The sequence below is a fragment of the Bradyrhizobium sp. SZCCHNRI1009 genome (assembly GCF_032487575.1).
Classification (GTDB): domain Bacteria; phylum Pseudomonadota; class Alphaproteobacteria; order Rhizobiales; family Xanthobacteraceae; genus Bradyrhizobium.
Genome location: NZ_JAUEUL010000002.1, coordinates 348,380 through 361,463 on the forward strand (window position 1 = coordinate 348,380; position 13,084 = coordinate 361,463).

General features: G+C 63.8%; 12 protein-coding genes and 1 tRNA gene. 8 read left to right on the forward strand and 5 right to left on the reverse strand.

The annotated features are described in order from the left end of the window. Positions 1–44 precede the first annotated feature (44 nt). From QX010_RS05155 to QX010_RS05165, 3 genes are all read left to right on the forward strand, one after another. Entirely contained in the window at positions 45–1,217 is a 1,173-nt protein-coding gene (locus tag QX010_RS05155; RefSeq protein WP_316178044.1) for a winged helix-turn-helix domain-containing protein, read from the forward strand. Positions 1,218–1,343: 126 nt separating this feature from the next. Then, entirely contained in the window at positions 1,344–1,901 is a 558-nt protein-coding gene (locus QX010_RS05160; protein ID WP_316178046.1) for a TetR/AcrR family transcriptional regulator, read from the forward strand. Positions 1,902–1,949: 48 nt separating this feature from the next. Beyond that, on the forward strand, positions 1,950–2,912 hold the full coding sequence (locus tag QX010_RS05165) for an alpha/beta hydrolase (RefSeq protein ID WP_316178048.1): 963 nt from the start codon (positions 1,950–1,952) through the stop codon (positions 2,910–2,912). 36 nt (positions 2,913–2,948) lie between these two features. Here the strand turns inward: QX010_RS05165 and QX010_RS05170 are convergent, their stop codons facing one another. Beyond that, positions 2,949–3,383 (reverse strand): DUF2809 domain-containing protein, encoded by a 435-nt coding sequence (locus QX010_RS05170; protein ID WP_410051920.1) that lies wholly within the window; start codon positions 3,381–3,383, stop codon positions 2,949–2,951. Positions 3,384–3,512: 129 nt separating this feature from the next. On the opposite strand from QX010_RS05170, the gene QX010_RS05175 reads away from it, so the two are divergent. Beyond that, positions 3,513–4,844 (forward strand): MFS transporter, encoded by a 1,332-nt coding sequence (locus tag QX010_RS05175; RefSeq protein WP_316178052.1) that lies wholly within the window; start codon positions 3,513–3,515, stop codon positions 4,842–4,844. A gap of 83 nt (positions 4,845–4,927) precedes the next feature. On the opposite strand, the gene QX010_RS05180 is transcribed toward QX010_RS05175, so the two are convergent. The 4 genes from QX010_RS05180 to QX010_RS05195 all read right to left on the reverse strand — a co-directional run bounded on the left by QX010_RS05180 (position 4,928) and on the right by QX010_RS05195 (position 6,929). Further along, complete coding sequence (locus QX010_RS05180) at positions 4,928–5,173, reverse strand: hypothetical protein (RefSeq protein WP_316178054.1); 246 nt, start codon at positions 5,171–5,173, stop codon at positions 4,928–4,930. Between the two features lie 146 nt (positions 5,174–5,319). Beyond that, positions 5,320–5,396: transfer RNA gene (locus QX010_RS05185), tRNA-Thr, on the reverse strand. Positions 5,397–6,099: 703 nt separating this feature from the next. Next, on the reverse strand, positions 6,100–6,657 hold the full coding sequence (gene dcd / locus QX010_RS05190) for a dCTP deaminase (RefSeq protein WP_316178056.1): 558 nt from the start codon (positions 6,655–6,657) through the stop codon (positions 6,100–6,102). Next, a complete protein-coding gene (locus QX010_RS05195; protein WP_316178058.1) occupies positions 6,657–6,929 on the reverse strand; it encodes a hypothetical protein in 273 nt (90 codons plus the stop codon). The genes dcd and QX010_RS05195 overlap by 1 nt, the downstream gene beginning before the upstream one ends. A 335-nt stretch (positions 6,930–7,264) precedes the next feature. Between QX010_RS05195 and QX010_RS05200 the strand changes: the two genes are divergently transcribed. From QX010_RS05200 to QX010_RS05215, 4 genes are all read left to right on the forward strand, one after another. Further along, positions 7,265–8,371 (forward strand): efflux RND transporter periplasmic adaptor subunit, encoded by a 1,107-nt coding sequence (locus QX010_RS05200; protein WP_316178060.1) that lies wholly within the window; start codon positions 7,265–7,267, stop codon positions 8,369–8,371. A 153-nt stretch (positions 8,372–8,524) separates the two neighbouring features. Continuing rightward, the gene (locus QX010_RS05205) at positions 8,525–11,665 is read left to right on the forward strand and encodes an efflux RND transporter permease subunit (protein WP_316178061.1); all 3,141 of its coding nucleotides are present in this window, start codon (positions 8,525–8,527) and stop codon (positions 11,663–11,665) included. A 24-nt stretch (positions 11,666–11,689) separates the two neighbouring features. Next, positions 11,690–12,298: a TetR/AcrR family transcriptional regulator gene (locus tag QX010_RS05210; RefSeq protein WP_316178454.1), complete on the forward strand. Its 609-nt coding sequence runs from the start codon at positions 11,690–11,692 to the stop codon at positions 12,296–12,298. Between the two features lie 139 nt (positions 12,299–12,437). Continuing rightward, complete coding sequence (locus QX010_RS05215) at positions 12,438–13,061, forward strand: flavin reductase family protein (protein WP_315802726.1); 624 nt, start codon at positions 12,438–12,440, stop codon at positions 13,059–13,061. The last annotated feature ends 23 nt before the right edge of the window (positions 13,062–13,084 follow it).

The following is a 13,084-nucleotide window of genomic DNA, read 5'->3' on the forward strand; positions in this document are numbered from 1 at the left end:
TCGCCGTTGCGGGAGCGGGGGCGAATCTCGCACCATTGCGCGGCATGCCCGCCGTTTCCACGCCCATCCCGCTCTCCAAGCCGCAGGCGCGCCGCATCTGGCTGCGCGCGCAGCGGCTCGATGCCGAGGCGCCGTTCGGCGCGGGCCCCGAGGCCGTTGCCGCCGCCATCGCCCATCTCGGCTATGTGCAGATCGACACCATCAACGTCATCGAGCGCTGCCACCACCACATCCTGTTCAGCCGCATTCCCGCCTATCGCCGCGCCGATCTCAGGCAGGCGCAGAGCGCGGACAAGACCGTGTTCGAATATTGGACCCACGCGCTGTCCTATATTCCGGTGCAGGACTTCCGCTACTTCGTTCCGGCGATGCGCCGCCACCGCCGCGAGGGCCATCGCTGGCTCACCACCGTGAAGCCGGAGGATACGCGCAAGGTCATGCGGCTGATCCGCCAAGGCGGCGCGCTGACGATCCGCGACATCGACGACGACGTGCTGCGCGAGAAGGACCACGCCTGGGCCAGTCGCAAGCCGTCGAAGCGCGCGCTGCAGCTCGGCTTCTACGAGGGCGTGCTGACGGTGTCGGGCCGCGACGGCATGCTCAAGACCTACGACCTCACCACCCGGCATTTCGGCTGGGAACGGCTGCCGAAGGGCGCCAACGATCGCGAGATCGCAGCCTATCTGCTCGACCGCGGCCTGCGCGCGCAAGGCGTCGTCAGCCTCGATTCGCTCTGCCATCTCAATGCCCCCAGCAAGGCCGCGGTGCGCCGGGTGATCGATGCCAGGGTCAGGCGCGGCACGCTTGTGCCGGTGGCGCTGGAGGGCGCCGGCAAGCAGGAGCACTGGGCGACGCCAGCAGCGTTGGACGAGCCGGTTGAAATCGATCCGGCGCGCGTGCACATCCTGTCGCCGTTCGATCCGCTGATCATCCAGCGCAAGCGGACGCAGGCGATCTTCGACTACGATCATCGCTTCGAGGCCTATGTCCCGAAGGACAAGCGCCTGTTCGGCTATTTCGCGCTGCCCGTCCTGGTCGGCGACGAGATCGTCGCCGCGCTCGACCTCAAGACCGACCGCCAGAACGGCAAGCTCCTGATGCAGAAATGGAGCTGGGTCGGCCAGGGCAAGGCCGCGCGTGGCGAGCCGCGCAAGGCGCTGAAGCGGCAGATCGAGGACGAGTTGCACCGGTTCCAGCGCTTTCAACTTGGAGACTGACCGCTGCGCCGGAGAGTCCCGTCGTGCTCTTGATTTGGAAACGAATGTTTCCTAAAAGAAGGAATGACGCGGTCACGAACGAATTCATCCGAGCGCCGCGGCCCCGGTCGGCCGCGCGAGTTCGATATGGACACTGCACTGAACAGGGCCCTGGTGGTCTTCAGCGAGCGCGGCTACCACGGCGCGTCGCTGGCCGAATTGCGCGCTGCCATGAAGCTCACCACCGGAAGCCTCTACAAGGCCTTCGCGGACAAGCACGCGATCTTTCTGGCGACGCTCGATCACTACATCGCGCGCCGCGACCGGCAGCTTCGCGACTGCCTCGATCCACACCACAGCGGATGCGACAAGCTCAAGGCCTTGCTGCAGTTCTACGCGGAATCCGCCAGCGACAGCGAAGGCCGGCGCGGCTGCCTCGTCGTCACCAGCGCGACCGAACTCGCTACCTTGGATGCGGAGGCTGCCGCCAAGGTCCGGGGGGCGTTGCGCCGGGTTGAGACCTTGTTGCGCGACCTGATCAAGTTGGGACAGGCCGACGGATCGATCCGGCCGGCGCTCGACCCGGAAGCCGTCGCGGGCGCGCTCTTCTGCGTGATCCAAGGGCTGCGGGTGGTTGGCAAGACGGGGCGTGCAAGGAGCGAGATGATGAGCGTCGCAAATCAGGCCGCGGCGTTGCTCGCATGATGTCGTGCCGAAATAGGAAACGTTTGTTCTAAAATAGGAGAGTGATCAATGCCCGAGTTGATGAACGCCATCCCTGCCAAAACTCCACCGCGGCTGGTCGCGGCGGAGCCGTTCAGTCGCGCCGAGCCGTCGCTGCCGGGATTCACCCATCGCTTCGAAACCGTCGACGGCGTCCGGCTGCACTATGTCAGCGGTGGCCCGCCGGCTGGCGATGTCGTGGTGCTGCTCGCCGGCTTTCCCGAAAGCTGGTTTGCCTGGCGCAAGGTCATGCCGCTGCTCGGGTCGCGGTATCGGGTCATTGCCGTCGATGTCCCAGGGCAGGGTGACTCGGACCGGCCGGCCGACGGCTACGACACGCAGGCCCTGGCGACGGCGGTGCATCGCCTGCTGCAGCAACTCGGCCTCACCAGTTATCATCTGGTGGGGCACGATATCGGCGCGTGGGTGGCCTATCCCTATGCGGCCTTGTTCGAAGCCGAGGTGCGCAGCCTGGCCCTGCTCGACGCGGGAATTCCCGGCGTCACCTTGCCGGAGGCGCTGCCGTTCACGCCCGACCGCGCGTGGCGCACCTGGCACTTCGCGTTCCACGCCGTCGCGGATCTCCCGGAGATGCTGATCCACGGTCGCGAACGCGACTATCTCGCCTGGTTCCTGCGGCGGAAAGGTGCCAATCCCCAAGCCTTCTCCGAAAGCGATCTCGACGAATACGCCCGGGTGCTGACCAAGGCCGGCGGCTTGCGCGCCGGGCTCGCCTATTATCGTGCCGCCGCACTGTCCGCGCTCCAGAATCGCGAGCTGAAAGCCCGGGGCAAGCTGAAGCCGCCGGTGCTGGCCGTCGACGCCGACCAGGGATCGATCGTGGACATGGCCGCGCCGCTCAGGGAGGTCGCTGATCACGTCGAGGGCATCACCATATCTTCGTGCGGCCACTACATCCCGGAAGAGCAGCCTGCCGTTCTGGCCGAGGAGCTGAACGCCTTTTTCAGCCGCGTCGGTACCGCGTCGGGCTGAGCTCTCGCGCGATGTCGTAGCTTGCCCGGGGCAAGCCTATGCCGAAGCCGGCCGCATCGCCATCCGGTCGATCCAGACGCCGATGAGGATGCCGACCACATAGGCGGCAATGTTCCACAGCGAGAAGATGCGGCCGAGCAGCAGCGCGCCCGTCAGCGTCAGGCGGAAGCTGTCGAGCCACGGCGTGTGGACCAGACGGCTGCCCTCGACGATCACGGTGACGGCGAGCGCGAGCCCGCCGATCTGCCACGGCGACATCCGCGGCAGCAGCGCGACGAGCAGCATATAGAGCATCGTCGCCCAGAGCACGGAGCCGCCATACTTGACGATGAAGGCGGGAAGGCCGAGACCGAGACCGTGGAAGCGGAGCTCGAGCCCGACCACGATCACGATCAGCGCCATCGCGAGCGCTCGTGCTGCGCGGCGGCGCCCGTCAGCGCGGGTGAGCATCCCGGGTGACGAGAGCGTCATGCGCGTGCCGCGCCCCCGCGATGCGCCGACGGGCTGTGGGATGTCAGGCTTTCCGATTGACTTGCCACGACCGATGCTCAACACCGCCCATCAACTACCAATGTCTGCAATGCTCCCGGGAGGAGATCGATGAGTCCGTCCGCCACCACCCCGGCCGCGCCTGGCCGCTCCGACATCGAGGCCGCGACCATCCGCGCCATCTCCTGGCGGCTGATCCCGTTCCTGGTGCTGGCCTACTTCTTCTCCTATCTCGACCGGGTCAATCTCGGCTTCGCCGCGCTGACCATGAACGCCGAGCTGAAGTTCTCGCCGCTGGTGTTCGCCTGGGGCGCCGGCATCTTCTTCATCGGCTATTTCATCTTCGAGGTGCCGAGCAATCTGGCGCTGGAGAAGTTCGGCGCCAGCCGCTGGATCGCCCGCATCATGGTGACCTGGGGCATCATCTCGGCGCTGATGGCGTTGGTCTCGGGCCCCTGGAGCTTCTACACGCTGCGCTTCCTGCTCGGCGTCGCCGAGGCCGGCTTCTTCCCCGGCATCATCCTCTATCTCACTTACTGGTACCCCGCGCAGTATCGCGCGCGCTTCCTCGCCGCCTTTGCGGTCGCCGTGCCGATCTCGACCGTGATCGGCGCGCCCGTGTCGGGGCTATTGCTCGGCCTGCACGGCCTGATGGGACTGCAGGGCTGGCAGTGGCTGTTCATCATCGAGGGCATCCCTTCGGTCATCCTCGGCGTCGTCACCTGGTTCTACCTGACCGACCGGCCGGAGCACGCGACCTGGCTGTCGGCGGAGCAGAAGGCCTGGCTCGCGGCAAAGCTCGAGGCCGAGACCGCGGCGAAGCAGGCCGCCGGACACATGACGCTCGGTGAGGCGCTGTCGTCGCCCAAGGTGATCGTGCTCAGCCTGATCTATTTCGGTTTCGTCGGCGCGCTCTACGGCATGCAGTTCTGGCTGCCGCAGATCGTCAAGGCGTTCGGCCTGAGCAATGTGCAGACCGGCTTCGTCACCGCGATCCCCTATGCGTTCGGCACCGTGGCGATGATCCTGTGGGCGCGGCATTCGGATGCGACGCGCGAGCGCGTCGTGCATGTCGGCGCGCCACTGATCCTGATCGCGGTGGCGCTGGCCGCCTCGAGCGTGATCGGCGATCCCACGCTCACCATGGTCGCGTTGACAGTTGCGGCGATCGGCGTGTTCTGCGTCTTCGGCGTATTCTGGACCTTGCCGACGGCGTGGCTGTCGGGCACGGCCGCGGCCGGCGCCATCGCGCTGATCAACTCGATCGGCAATCTCGCGGGCTTCGGCGGACCCTATCTGGTCGGCTGGATCAAGGACACCACGGGCTCCACCACCCACGGCCTGCTCGCATTGTCGGTGCTGCCGCTGATCGCCGGGCTGCTGGTGTTCTTCGGCGGCCACGAGAGCAAGGTCGAATTCGCAGGGCAGACGCCGGCGGAATGAGACCTCGCCGTCATTCCGGGCGGTGGCTCGCAGAGCCGGGGGCTGTCCTATTTAGGGCACTCGCAATAGCGAAATAGGACACTTCATTTATCGACCAGCTGTACAATTTTTCCTTTCGATCCGCGTCGGCGCTCTCGCGCGATCTCGTATCGCTTCTTTACTTCCGGCTCCGCATTCAACCGGTCCGCCATGAACAATTTGATCGCTTCCGCCAGAACTCGGTGTTCCGGAGCACCGAGATAGCCTTCCCGAAAGTCGGTGAAATCGTCCACCAACTCCTTATCCAGCCCCAACTGGATCAGGCGCGATCCTTCTCCACGTTTGCCCATGCATGTTCATACAATTTCGCGGCTGATATCTCCATGTACATTTTCATACAAAAATGTATATTCACAGCGATTCACAGCGACACCGATTCGTGGACGCGGTAAAGAAAAAACCGGACGTCCTCGCGGACGCCCGGCTCTAGTGAAGTTGGTGAGCTCGGCAGGATTCGAACCTGCGACCATGGCCTTACGACGGACCCGCTCTATCCAGCTGAGCTACGAGCCCGAAAGCCGGTGCAAACGGCTTTCAGCATTCGCCCCGCCCTTAACAAGGCGGGGCGAATCGCTTACGGATCAAGATATCTGATTTCCGGGGCTTGGCCGAATCGGTCGTGATGTGTTTTTGCGACACTCCACATTAATCAACGTCTTTTCCGCCTTTAGTTGCCCGGAAGTTCCGCTTCACCCGCGCCGACCGGTTCGGCCCGAACGGCAGCACGGCATCAATCAGGTCGCCGATGGTCCAAACGCGGTCAGCGATGCCTAGCGCGACGGCCGGCGTAGTTCGCAACGCCTCATGGACACGGCACAGATTGTAATGGGCAACTCAAAGGCTCAGGGCGGCTTCGTGGTTCGCCAGCTTCGTTGAGAAGCCGTTCGTCAGCCGGGGAAAGCGCCGCTGCGTCATTCGCAGCGGTAGGCTCGCTGCCATAGCCGGCTCCGCCACGCTTACGCGCAAAAGCGGTCATCGAAAGCACAAGCATTTTCAGTGGCTAACAAACAATCGCGGATATCCGAAGTTGCGCGAACATCTTGGCGCAGTGGTCGCCACGATGAAACTCAGCCAGGATTGGCATGACTTTAAAACCAAGCTCGATAGAAACTATCCAAGACAGGGACGGCCGACGCAATACAGTATGGATTTCGGAGACGATGAGCCCGATACGGGTAAAGGCCTGTAATGAAAGAAGCCGCTAACTGAGGCGGCCTTAGGACGCTGTTTGCCCGAGAAATTGCCCTTTATAGGCCCTATCCGGCATACCAAGAGTCTGTTCAAACACGAGCTGACAAATTCTCATTCCGCGCCGGAGGCAAATCGGCAGCGGACCATGGTTGATAATCTCAAGCTGGATTGGGGCTTTGAAACCTGTATGAATGATTGGCGCGGTGACGTGAATACCAAGACCTACTCGGGCCAATGAGCTTTTGCCCTCGACACGCGCTGCTACCCGACAGTTCTCTTTGAGATCAACGGTCTCATTTGTCCAACCGAGTATAAGAACTCCCCGATCAAGATCGAACCCGTTGCTCGGATCAATGTCCTGCCGATCCGTAAGGCTGTTGATTAGCCTAGTCGCGTTGAAGCCTGGCTGACCGGGGTCGACGGCTTGCTTCATTCCCTGAGGTGGAGTTTTGTAAATCCTCAATACAGGACTGAGTGTAAGGTCAACGGTAGTGGATGAATAATGGTCAATGGGAGGGCGGGGCAGGATGTCAAATTGCCCCGCCTCTAACGAGTTTCTGATTTCTCTATCCGTTAGGATCATTAGGCCCGTTTACGTTGTTCGTCCTGCCGAAGCTCGCTTTCTGGTACCCAAACGCGCCAAGAACCATGCTCGGTTTCTCGCGGCAGTTCCACCAAATATTGGGACGTATTCGGGTCACGGGCTACGGGCCAACCAATGACAACGCTATCATCCGAAAAAATTATCGTCGGATCCACAACCATCATGACTGGCCCGTCCTTGGTGTTGACGGAAACCACCACCTCGTTGGGGTGTAGACCTTCCCCGTGCTTTTCAATCTTGAGGCGCATCATGGTCATTCTCCCGCTATTTCTTCGCAATTCAAGACGAATCGTTATTCCAGCTCAGTTTGTTGCTAACTCGTTAACGATTTAGCCTAAAGAACATACAGTGAACATAGTGCGTTTTGCACATTCGATTTTTCACTTCTGGGTTGTTTTGGAGACAGGTTCCCAGGCTAGGACACTGGGGCATCCATTAGACACCGAGGAGCAAAGGCGGACAGCGCACGGGAGCCGAGCACCTGCGGCAACGTGTCCAGATGTTCACGAAGTCATGATCACTGACGAATATTGACAATCGTCACTCGACATTCGACACTTGCTCGCAACTGCAGCGAGGGTGCGCCATGTTGATCCGCCTGATTTTCGCGAGCTATTCCAAGCTGTTGACCGGTCTTGCGCTGGCCACCATAGCCGTCGCCCTGGCCGGGTGCAATGAAACCGTCGCCCAGAAGGCCGAGCCGGTCCGGCCGGTTCTGGTCGCCCCGGTCCACTATGAGGCCGAGACGCCCGAACGCAGCTTCGTCGGCACCATCCGCCCGCGCATCGAGGCCGATATCGGCTTCCGCGTCGCCGGCAAGGTCGCCAAGCGCCTGGTCGAGATCGGCCAGACCGTCGATGTCGGCCAGCCGCTCGCCACGCTCGACGAGGTCGACCTGAAGCTCCAGGCCGAGCAGGCCGAAGCCGAATTCCGCGCCGCCACCGGCGTGCTGGCGCAGGCGTCCGCCGCCGAGACCCGCGCCAAGGAGCTGCGGGCCAAGGGCTGGACCACCGACGCCCAGATGGACCAGGCCAGGGCGTCCGCCGACGAGGCGAGGGCACGGCTCAACCGTGCCGAACGCTCGGTCGAGCTGACCCGCAACTCGCTGTCCTATGCGACGCTGGTTGCGGATGCGCGCGGCGTGGTCACCGCGAGCATGATCGAGCCGGGCGTGGTGGTTGCCGCCGGCCAGGCCGCGATCCGGGTCGCGCGCTTTGCCGAGAAGGAGGCGGTGGTCGCGATCCCCGAGACGCTGCTCGAACGCGCCAAGACCGGCAGCGCCTACGTCACGCTGTGGTCGGAGGCCGACAAGAAATATGCGGCGAAGCTGCGCGAGATCGCGCCGGCCGCCGACCCTGCCACGCGGACCTATCTCGCCAAGTTCTCGCTGCCCGACGCCGGCGAAGCCGTCTCGCTTGGCATGACCGCGACCTTGACGCTCGCCGATCCCGCCACCACGCGCGTCGCGCGGCTGCCGCTGTCGGCGCTGTTCAGCGAGGGCCGTGATCCGTCGCTCTATGTGGTCAACGACAAGGGCGAGGTGACGCTGAAGCCGGTGAAGGTGAAGGCCTATGACAGCAAGGACGTGCTGGTCACCTCGGGCGTCGACGAGGGCGAGAAGGTCGTGGCGCTTGGCGTGCAGAAGATCGATCCCGCGCAGAGAGTGCGCGTCGTGTCGGCGCTGACGTTCTGATGGCATGATGGCCTCATGGTTCGAGACGCGCGGCGACGCCGCGCTCCTCACCATGAGGAGCTAAATCCTCATCCTGAGGAGGCGCGAAGCGCCGTCTCGAAGGATTGAGGCCACCGAAGCGCGAAGCAACTAGGTCCTCATCGGAGAGCACCCATGAAGCGGTTCAACCTGTCGGCCTGGGCGGTCAATCATCCGCCGCTGGTGCTGTTCCTGATCATTGCGCTCGGCGTCGCCGGCTTCTTCTCCTATCAGAAGCTCGGCCGCGCCGAAGATCCGTTCTTCACCGTCAAGGTCGTCAACGTCTCGGTGATGTGGCCGGGCGCGACCGCCGTGGAGATGCAGAGCCAGGTCGCCGACCCCATCGAGAAGAAGCTGCAGGAGCTGCCTTATTTCGAGAAGGTGCAGACCTATTCGAAGCCGGCCTTCACCGCGATGCAGGTGACCTTCCGCGATTCGACGCCGCCGAAGGAGGTGCCGCATCTGTTCTACCTGATCCGCAAGAAGCTCGACGACGTGCAGTCCTCGCTGCCGTCGGGCATCGTCGGTCCGTTCGTCAATGACGAGTTCTCCGACGTCGATTCGATCCTGTTCATGATGACCGGCGACGGCGCCGACTATGCGCAATTGAAGAAGACCGCCGAAGGTCTGCGCCAGCGCCTGCTGAAGGTCGCCGGCGTCACCAAGGTCAATCTCTACGGCACCCAGGACGAGCGCATCTATGTCGAGTTCAGCCATGCCAAGCTCGCCACTCTCGGCATCACGCCGCAGGCGCTGTTCGATTCGCTTGCCAAGCAGAACAATGTGACACCGGCCGGCACGGTCGAGACCTCGTCGCAGCGCGTGCCGCTGCGCGTCACCGGTGCGCTCGACGGCGCCAAGGCGGTGGCGGAGACGCCGGTCGAAAGCAACGGTCGGGTGTTCCGGCTCGGCGATATCGCGACCGTCACCCACGGCTACGTCGATCCGCCGAGCTTCAAGGTGCGGCAGGAAGGCAAGCCCGCGCTCGGCATCGGCGTCGTCACGGCCAAGGAGGCCAACATCCTGGAGCTCGGCAAGGAGGTCCACGCCGCGGCCGACGACTTCATGAAGGCCGTGCCGCAGGGCATCGAGATCGAGCAGATTGCCGACCAGCCCAAGGTGGTCGAGCACGCCGTCAGCGAGTTCGTGCATTCGTTCGTCGAGGCGCTGGTGATCGTGCTGTTCGTGTCGTTCCTGGCGCTCGGGTGGCGCACCGGCATCGTCGTGGCGCTGTCGGTGCCGCTGGTGCTGGGGCTCGTCTTCATCGTCATGAACATCATGGGGCTGAACCTGCACCGCATTTCGCTTGGGGCCCTCATCATTGCGCTCGGCCTTCTGGTCGATGATGCCATCATCGCGGTCGAGATGATGGTGGTGAAGATGGAGCAGGGCTGGGACCGGATGCGCGCGGCGTCGTTTGCGTGGGAGTCCACCGCGTTCCCGATGCTGACCGGCACCCTGGTCACGGCCGCGGGCTTCCTGCCGATCGGCTTCGCCAATTCCGCGGTCGGCGAATATGCCGGCAGCATCTTCTGGATCGTCGCCATCGCGCTGGTCGCGTCGTGGTTCGTCGCCGTGATCTTCACGCCCTATATCGGCGTCAAGCTGCTGCCGGACATGAAGGCCCATCACGGCCATGACGAGCATGCGGTCTACGACACGCGCATGTATCGCGGCCTGCGCGCCATCGTGCGCTGGTGCGTCGATCACCGCATCACCACCGTCGCTGCGACGGTCGGCGTGTTCGCGGCATCGATCGTCGCCTTCGGCCACGTCCAGCAGCAGTTCTTCCCGCTGTCGGAACGCCCCGAGCTGTTCCTGCAGTTGCGGCTGCCGGAGGGCACCGCGTTCGGTGTCACCGAGAAGGCGGCGCGCGAGGCCGAGGCGCTGCTCAAGGACGACAAGGACATCGAGACCTACACCGCCTATGTCGGGCAGGGCTCGCCGCGCTTCTGGCTCGGCCTCAACCCGCAACTGCCGAACGAGGCCTTCGCCGAGATCGTGATCGTCGCCAAGGACGTCGCCGCGCGCGAGCGCATCAAGGCCAAGATCGAGACCGCGGCTGCGAATGGCGCGCTGAACGAAGCGCGCGTCCGCGTCGATCGCTTCAATTTCGGTCCGCCGGTCGGCTTCCCCGTCCAGTTCCGGGTCATCGGCCCCGATGCGGCCAAGGTGCGCGAGATCGCCCATCAGGTGCGTGACGTCATGCGCCAGAACCCGAATGTCAGGGATCCGCAGCTCGATTGGAACGAGCAGTCGCCTTACCTCAAGCTGGTCGTCGACCAGGATCGTGCCCGTGCGCTCGGCCTGACCCCGCAGGACGTGTCGCAGTCGCTGGCGATGCTGATCTCCGGCGTCCAGGTCACGACCATCCGTGACGGCATCGAGAAGGTCGGCGTCGTCGCGCGCGCGGCACCGTCCGAGCGGCTGGATCTCGCCCATGTCGGCGACCTCACCATCACCTCGAAGAACGGCGTGGCGGTGCCGCTGCAGCAGATCGCCAAGATCGAATATTCCCACGAGGAGCCGATCCTGTGGCGGCGCAACCGCGACATGGCGATCACGGTGCGCGCCGACGTGGCGGATGGCGTGCAGGCGCCTGATGTCACCAACCAGATCTCGCCGAAGCTGCAGGATATCCGCAACCGCCTCGAGCCCGCCTACCGGATCGAGGCCGGCGGCGCGTTCGAGGAATCCGCCAAGGGCAATGCCTCGATCTTCGTGCTGTTTCCGCTGATGGTCATCGTGATGCTGACCCTGCTGATGATCCAGCTTCAGAGCTTCTCGCGGCTGATCCTGGTGTTCCTGACCGCGCCGCTCGGCATCGTCGGAGCGTCACTCGGACTGAATGTCGCCAACGCGCCGTTCGGCTTCGTCGCGCTGCTCGGCCTGATCGCGCTCGCCGGCATGATCATGCGCAACGCGGTGATCCTGGTCGATCAGATCGAGACCGACGTCGTCCATGGCCTGACCCGCAGGGAGGCGATCATCGAGGCTACGGTGCGCCGCGCCCGCCCCGTGGTGCTGACCGCGCTGGCGGCGATCCTGGCCATGATCCCGCTGTCGCGCTCGGCGTTCTGGGGCCCGATGGCGATCACCATCATGGGCGGGTTGTTCGTTGCAACCTTCCTGACGCTGCTGTACTTGCCTGGATTGTATGCCCTATGGTTCCGCAAGAGTCTGGACGAGCGCGGAGCAAAAGACGCGGATCATTCCGCAGCGCAGCACGTTGACGTGCCGAGGCCTTCGCTTCCTCTGGCCGAGGCCGCCGAATGAAGGACCAACAAGATCGCAGGCATGATGACCCTGGTTTCCGACCATATCGAATCCGACACGCACGAGCGCATTCTCGTCGTTGCTGAGCGCCTGTTTCGACAGATCGGCTACCAGAAGACGACCGTCGCCGACATCGCCAAGGAGCTCCGCATGAGCCCGGCGAATGTCTACCGGTTCTTCGACTCGAAGAAGGCGATCCACCGCGGGGTCGCCCGCACGCTGATGGCCCAGGTCGAGGCGGCCGCCATCGCGATCGCGGAGCGGCCCGGTCCGGCGGCGCCGCGGCTGCGCGAGCTGCTCGGCACGATCCATCGCATGAACACCGAGCGCTATGTCGGCGACAACAAGCTGCATGAGATGGTCGCGGTGGCGATGGAGGAGAGCTGGGACGTCTGCGAGGCGCACATGCTGCTGATCACCGAGATCATCGGCCGCGTGATCGGGCAGGGCGCGGCGTCCGGCGAATTCGCGGTCACCGACCTGCCGCTGGCGGCAAAATGTGCGACGACCGCGATGATGCGCTTCTTCCATCCGCAGATGATCGCGCAATGCGCGACCAAGCCGGGCCCGACGATCGACGAGATGATCGATTTCGTGCTGGCAGGGCTTGGTTCCAGGGGCGCTGCGGTCTAGGTTGCAGTCATTCTGGGGCGATGCGAAGCATCGAACCCGGAATCTCGAGATTCCGGGTTCGCCTCTTCCGATCAAAGTGGCTTCGCCATTTTTGTCGCGCGAGGCGCCCCGGAATGACTGCTGCTTAGGAGACGACGGCGTGATCGAACGCGACTTGCATTTCTACGAACCGAAGAACGGCCACGGCCTGCGCCACGATCCCTTCAACGCCATCGTCGCGCCGCGTCCGATCGGCTGGATCTCGTCGCGTGATCCGGATGGGCACGTCAACCTTGCGCCCTACAGCTTTTTCAATGCGTTCAACTACACGCCGCCGATCATCGGCTTCTCCTCGACGCAGTGGAAGGACTCGGTTGCCAACATCCAGGACACCGGCGAGTTCGTCTGGAACCTGGTGACGCGCGGGCTTGCGACGCAGATGAATGCGACCGCCGCGCATGTCGCGCGCGAGGTCGACGAGTTCAAGCTCGCGGGCGTGACGCCGGTGCCGTGCAAGTTCGTCAACGTGCCGCGGGTCGGCGAAAGCCCCGTCGCGTTCGAATGCAAGGTGACGCAGATCATCCAGCTGCAGGGCGCCGACGGCACCAAGGCCCAGGCCTGGCTGACGCTCGGCGAGGTGGTCGGCGTGCATATCGACAAGACGCTGATCAAGGACGGTGTCTACCAGACAGCGCTCGCGCATCCGATCGTCCGCGCCGGCCGTCGCGGCGACTATTTCGAGATCATGCAGGAGGCGATGTTCGAAATGGCGAGGCCGGACTGACGGCCCTGCTTGGCGCCTTCTTG

Excerpts from the sequence above, each read along its gene's own strand:
- QX010_RS05170 (WP_410051920.1), bottom strand. The coding sequence starts at position 3,383 with ATGACGCTCTCGTCACCCGGGATGCTCACCCGCGCTGACGGGCGCCGC.
- QX010_RS05205 (WP_316178061.1), top strand. The coding sequence starts at position 8,525 with ATGAAGCGGTTCAACCTGTCGGCCTGGGCGGTCAATCATCCGCCGCTG.
- dcd (WP_316178056.1), bottom strand. The coding sequence starts at position 6,657 with ATGATCCTAACGGATAGAGAAATCAGAAACTCGTTAGAGGCGGGGCAA.
- QX010_RS05175 (WP_316178052.1), top strand. The coding sequence starts at position 3,513 with ATGAGTCCGTCCGCCACCACCCCGGCCGCGCCTGGCCGCTCCGACATC.
- QX010_RS05155 (WP_316178044.1), top strand. The coding sequence starts at position 45 with ATGCCCGCCGTTTCCACGCCCATCCCGCTCTCCAAGCCGCAGGCGCGC.
- QX010_RS05165 (WP_316178048.1), top strand. The coding sequence starts at position 1,950 with ATGCCCGAGTTGATGAACGCCATCCCTGCCAAAACTCCACCGCGGCTG.
- QX010_RS05210 (WP_316178454.1), top strand. The coding sequence starts at position 11,690 with ATGACCCTGGTTTCCGACCATATCGAATCCGACACGCACGAGCGCATT.
- QX010_RS05160 (WP_316178046.1), top strand. The coding sequence starts at position 1,344 with ATGGACACTGCACTGAACAGGGCCCTGGTGGTCTTCAGCGAGCGCGGC.
- QX010_RS05195 (WP_316178058.1), bottom strand. The coding sequence starts at position 6,929 with ATGATGCGCCTCAAGATTGAAAAGCACGGGGAAGGTCTACACCCCAAC.
- QX010_RS05180 (WP_316178054.1), bottom strand. The coding sequence starts at position 5,173 with ATGGGCAAACGTGGAGAAGGATCGCGCCTGATCCAGTTGGGGCTGGAT.
- QX010_RS05200 (WP_316178060.1), top strand. The coding sequence starts at position 7,265 with ATGTTGATCCGCCTGATTTTCGCGAGCTATTCCAAGCTGTTGACCGGT.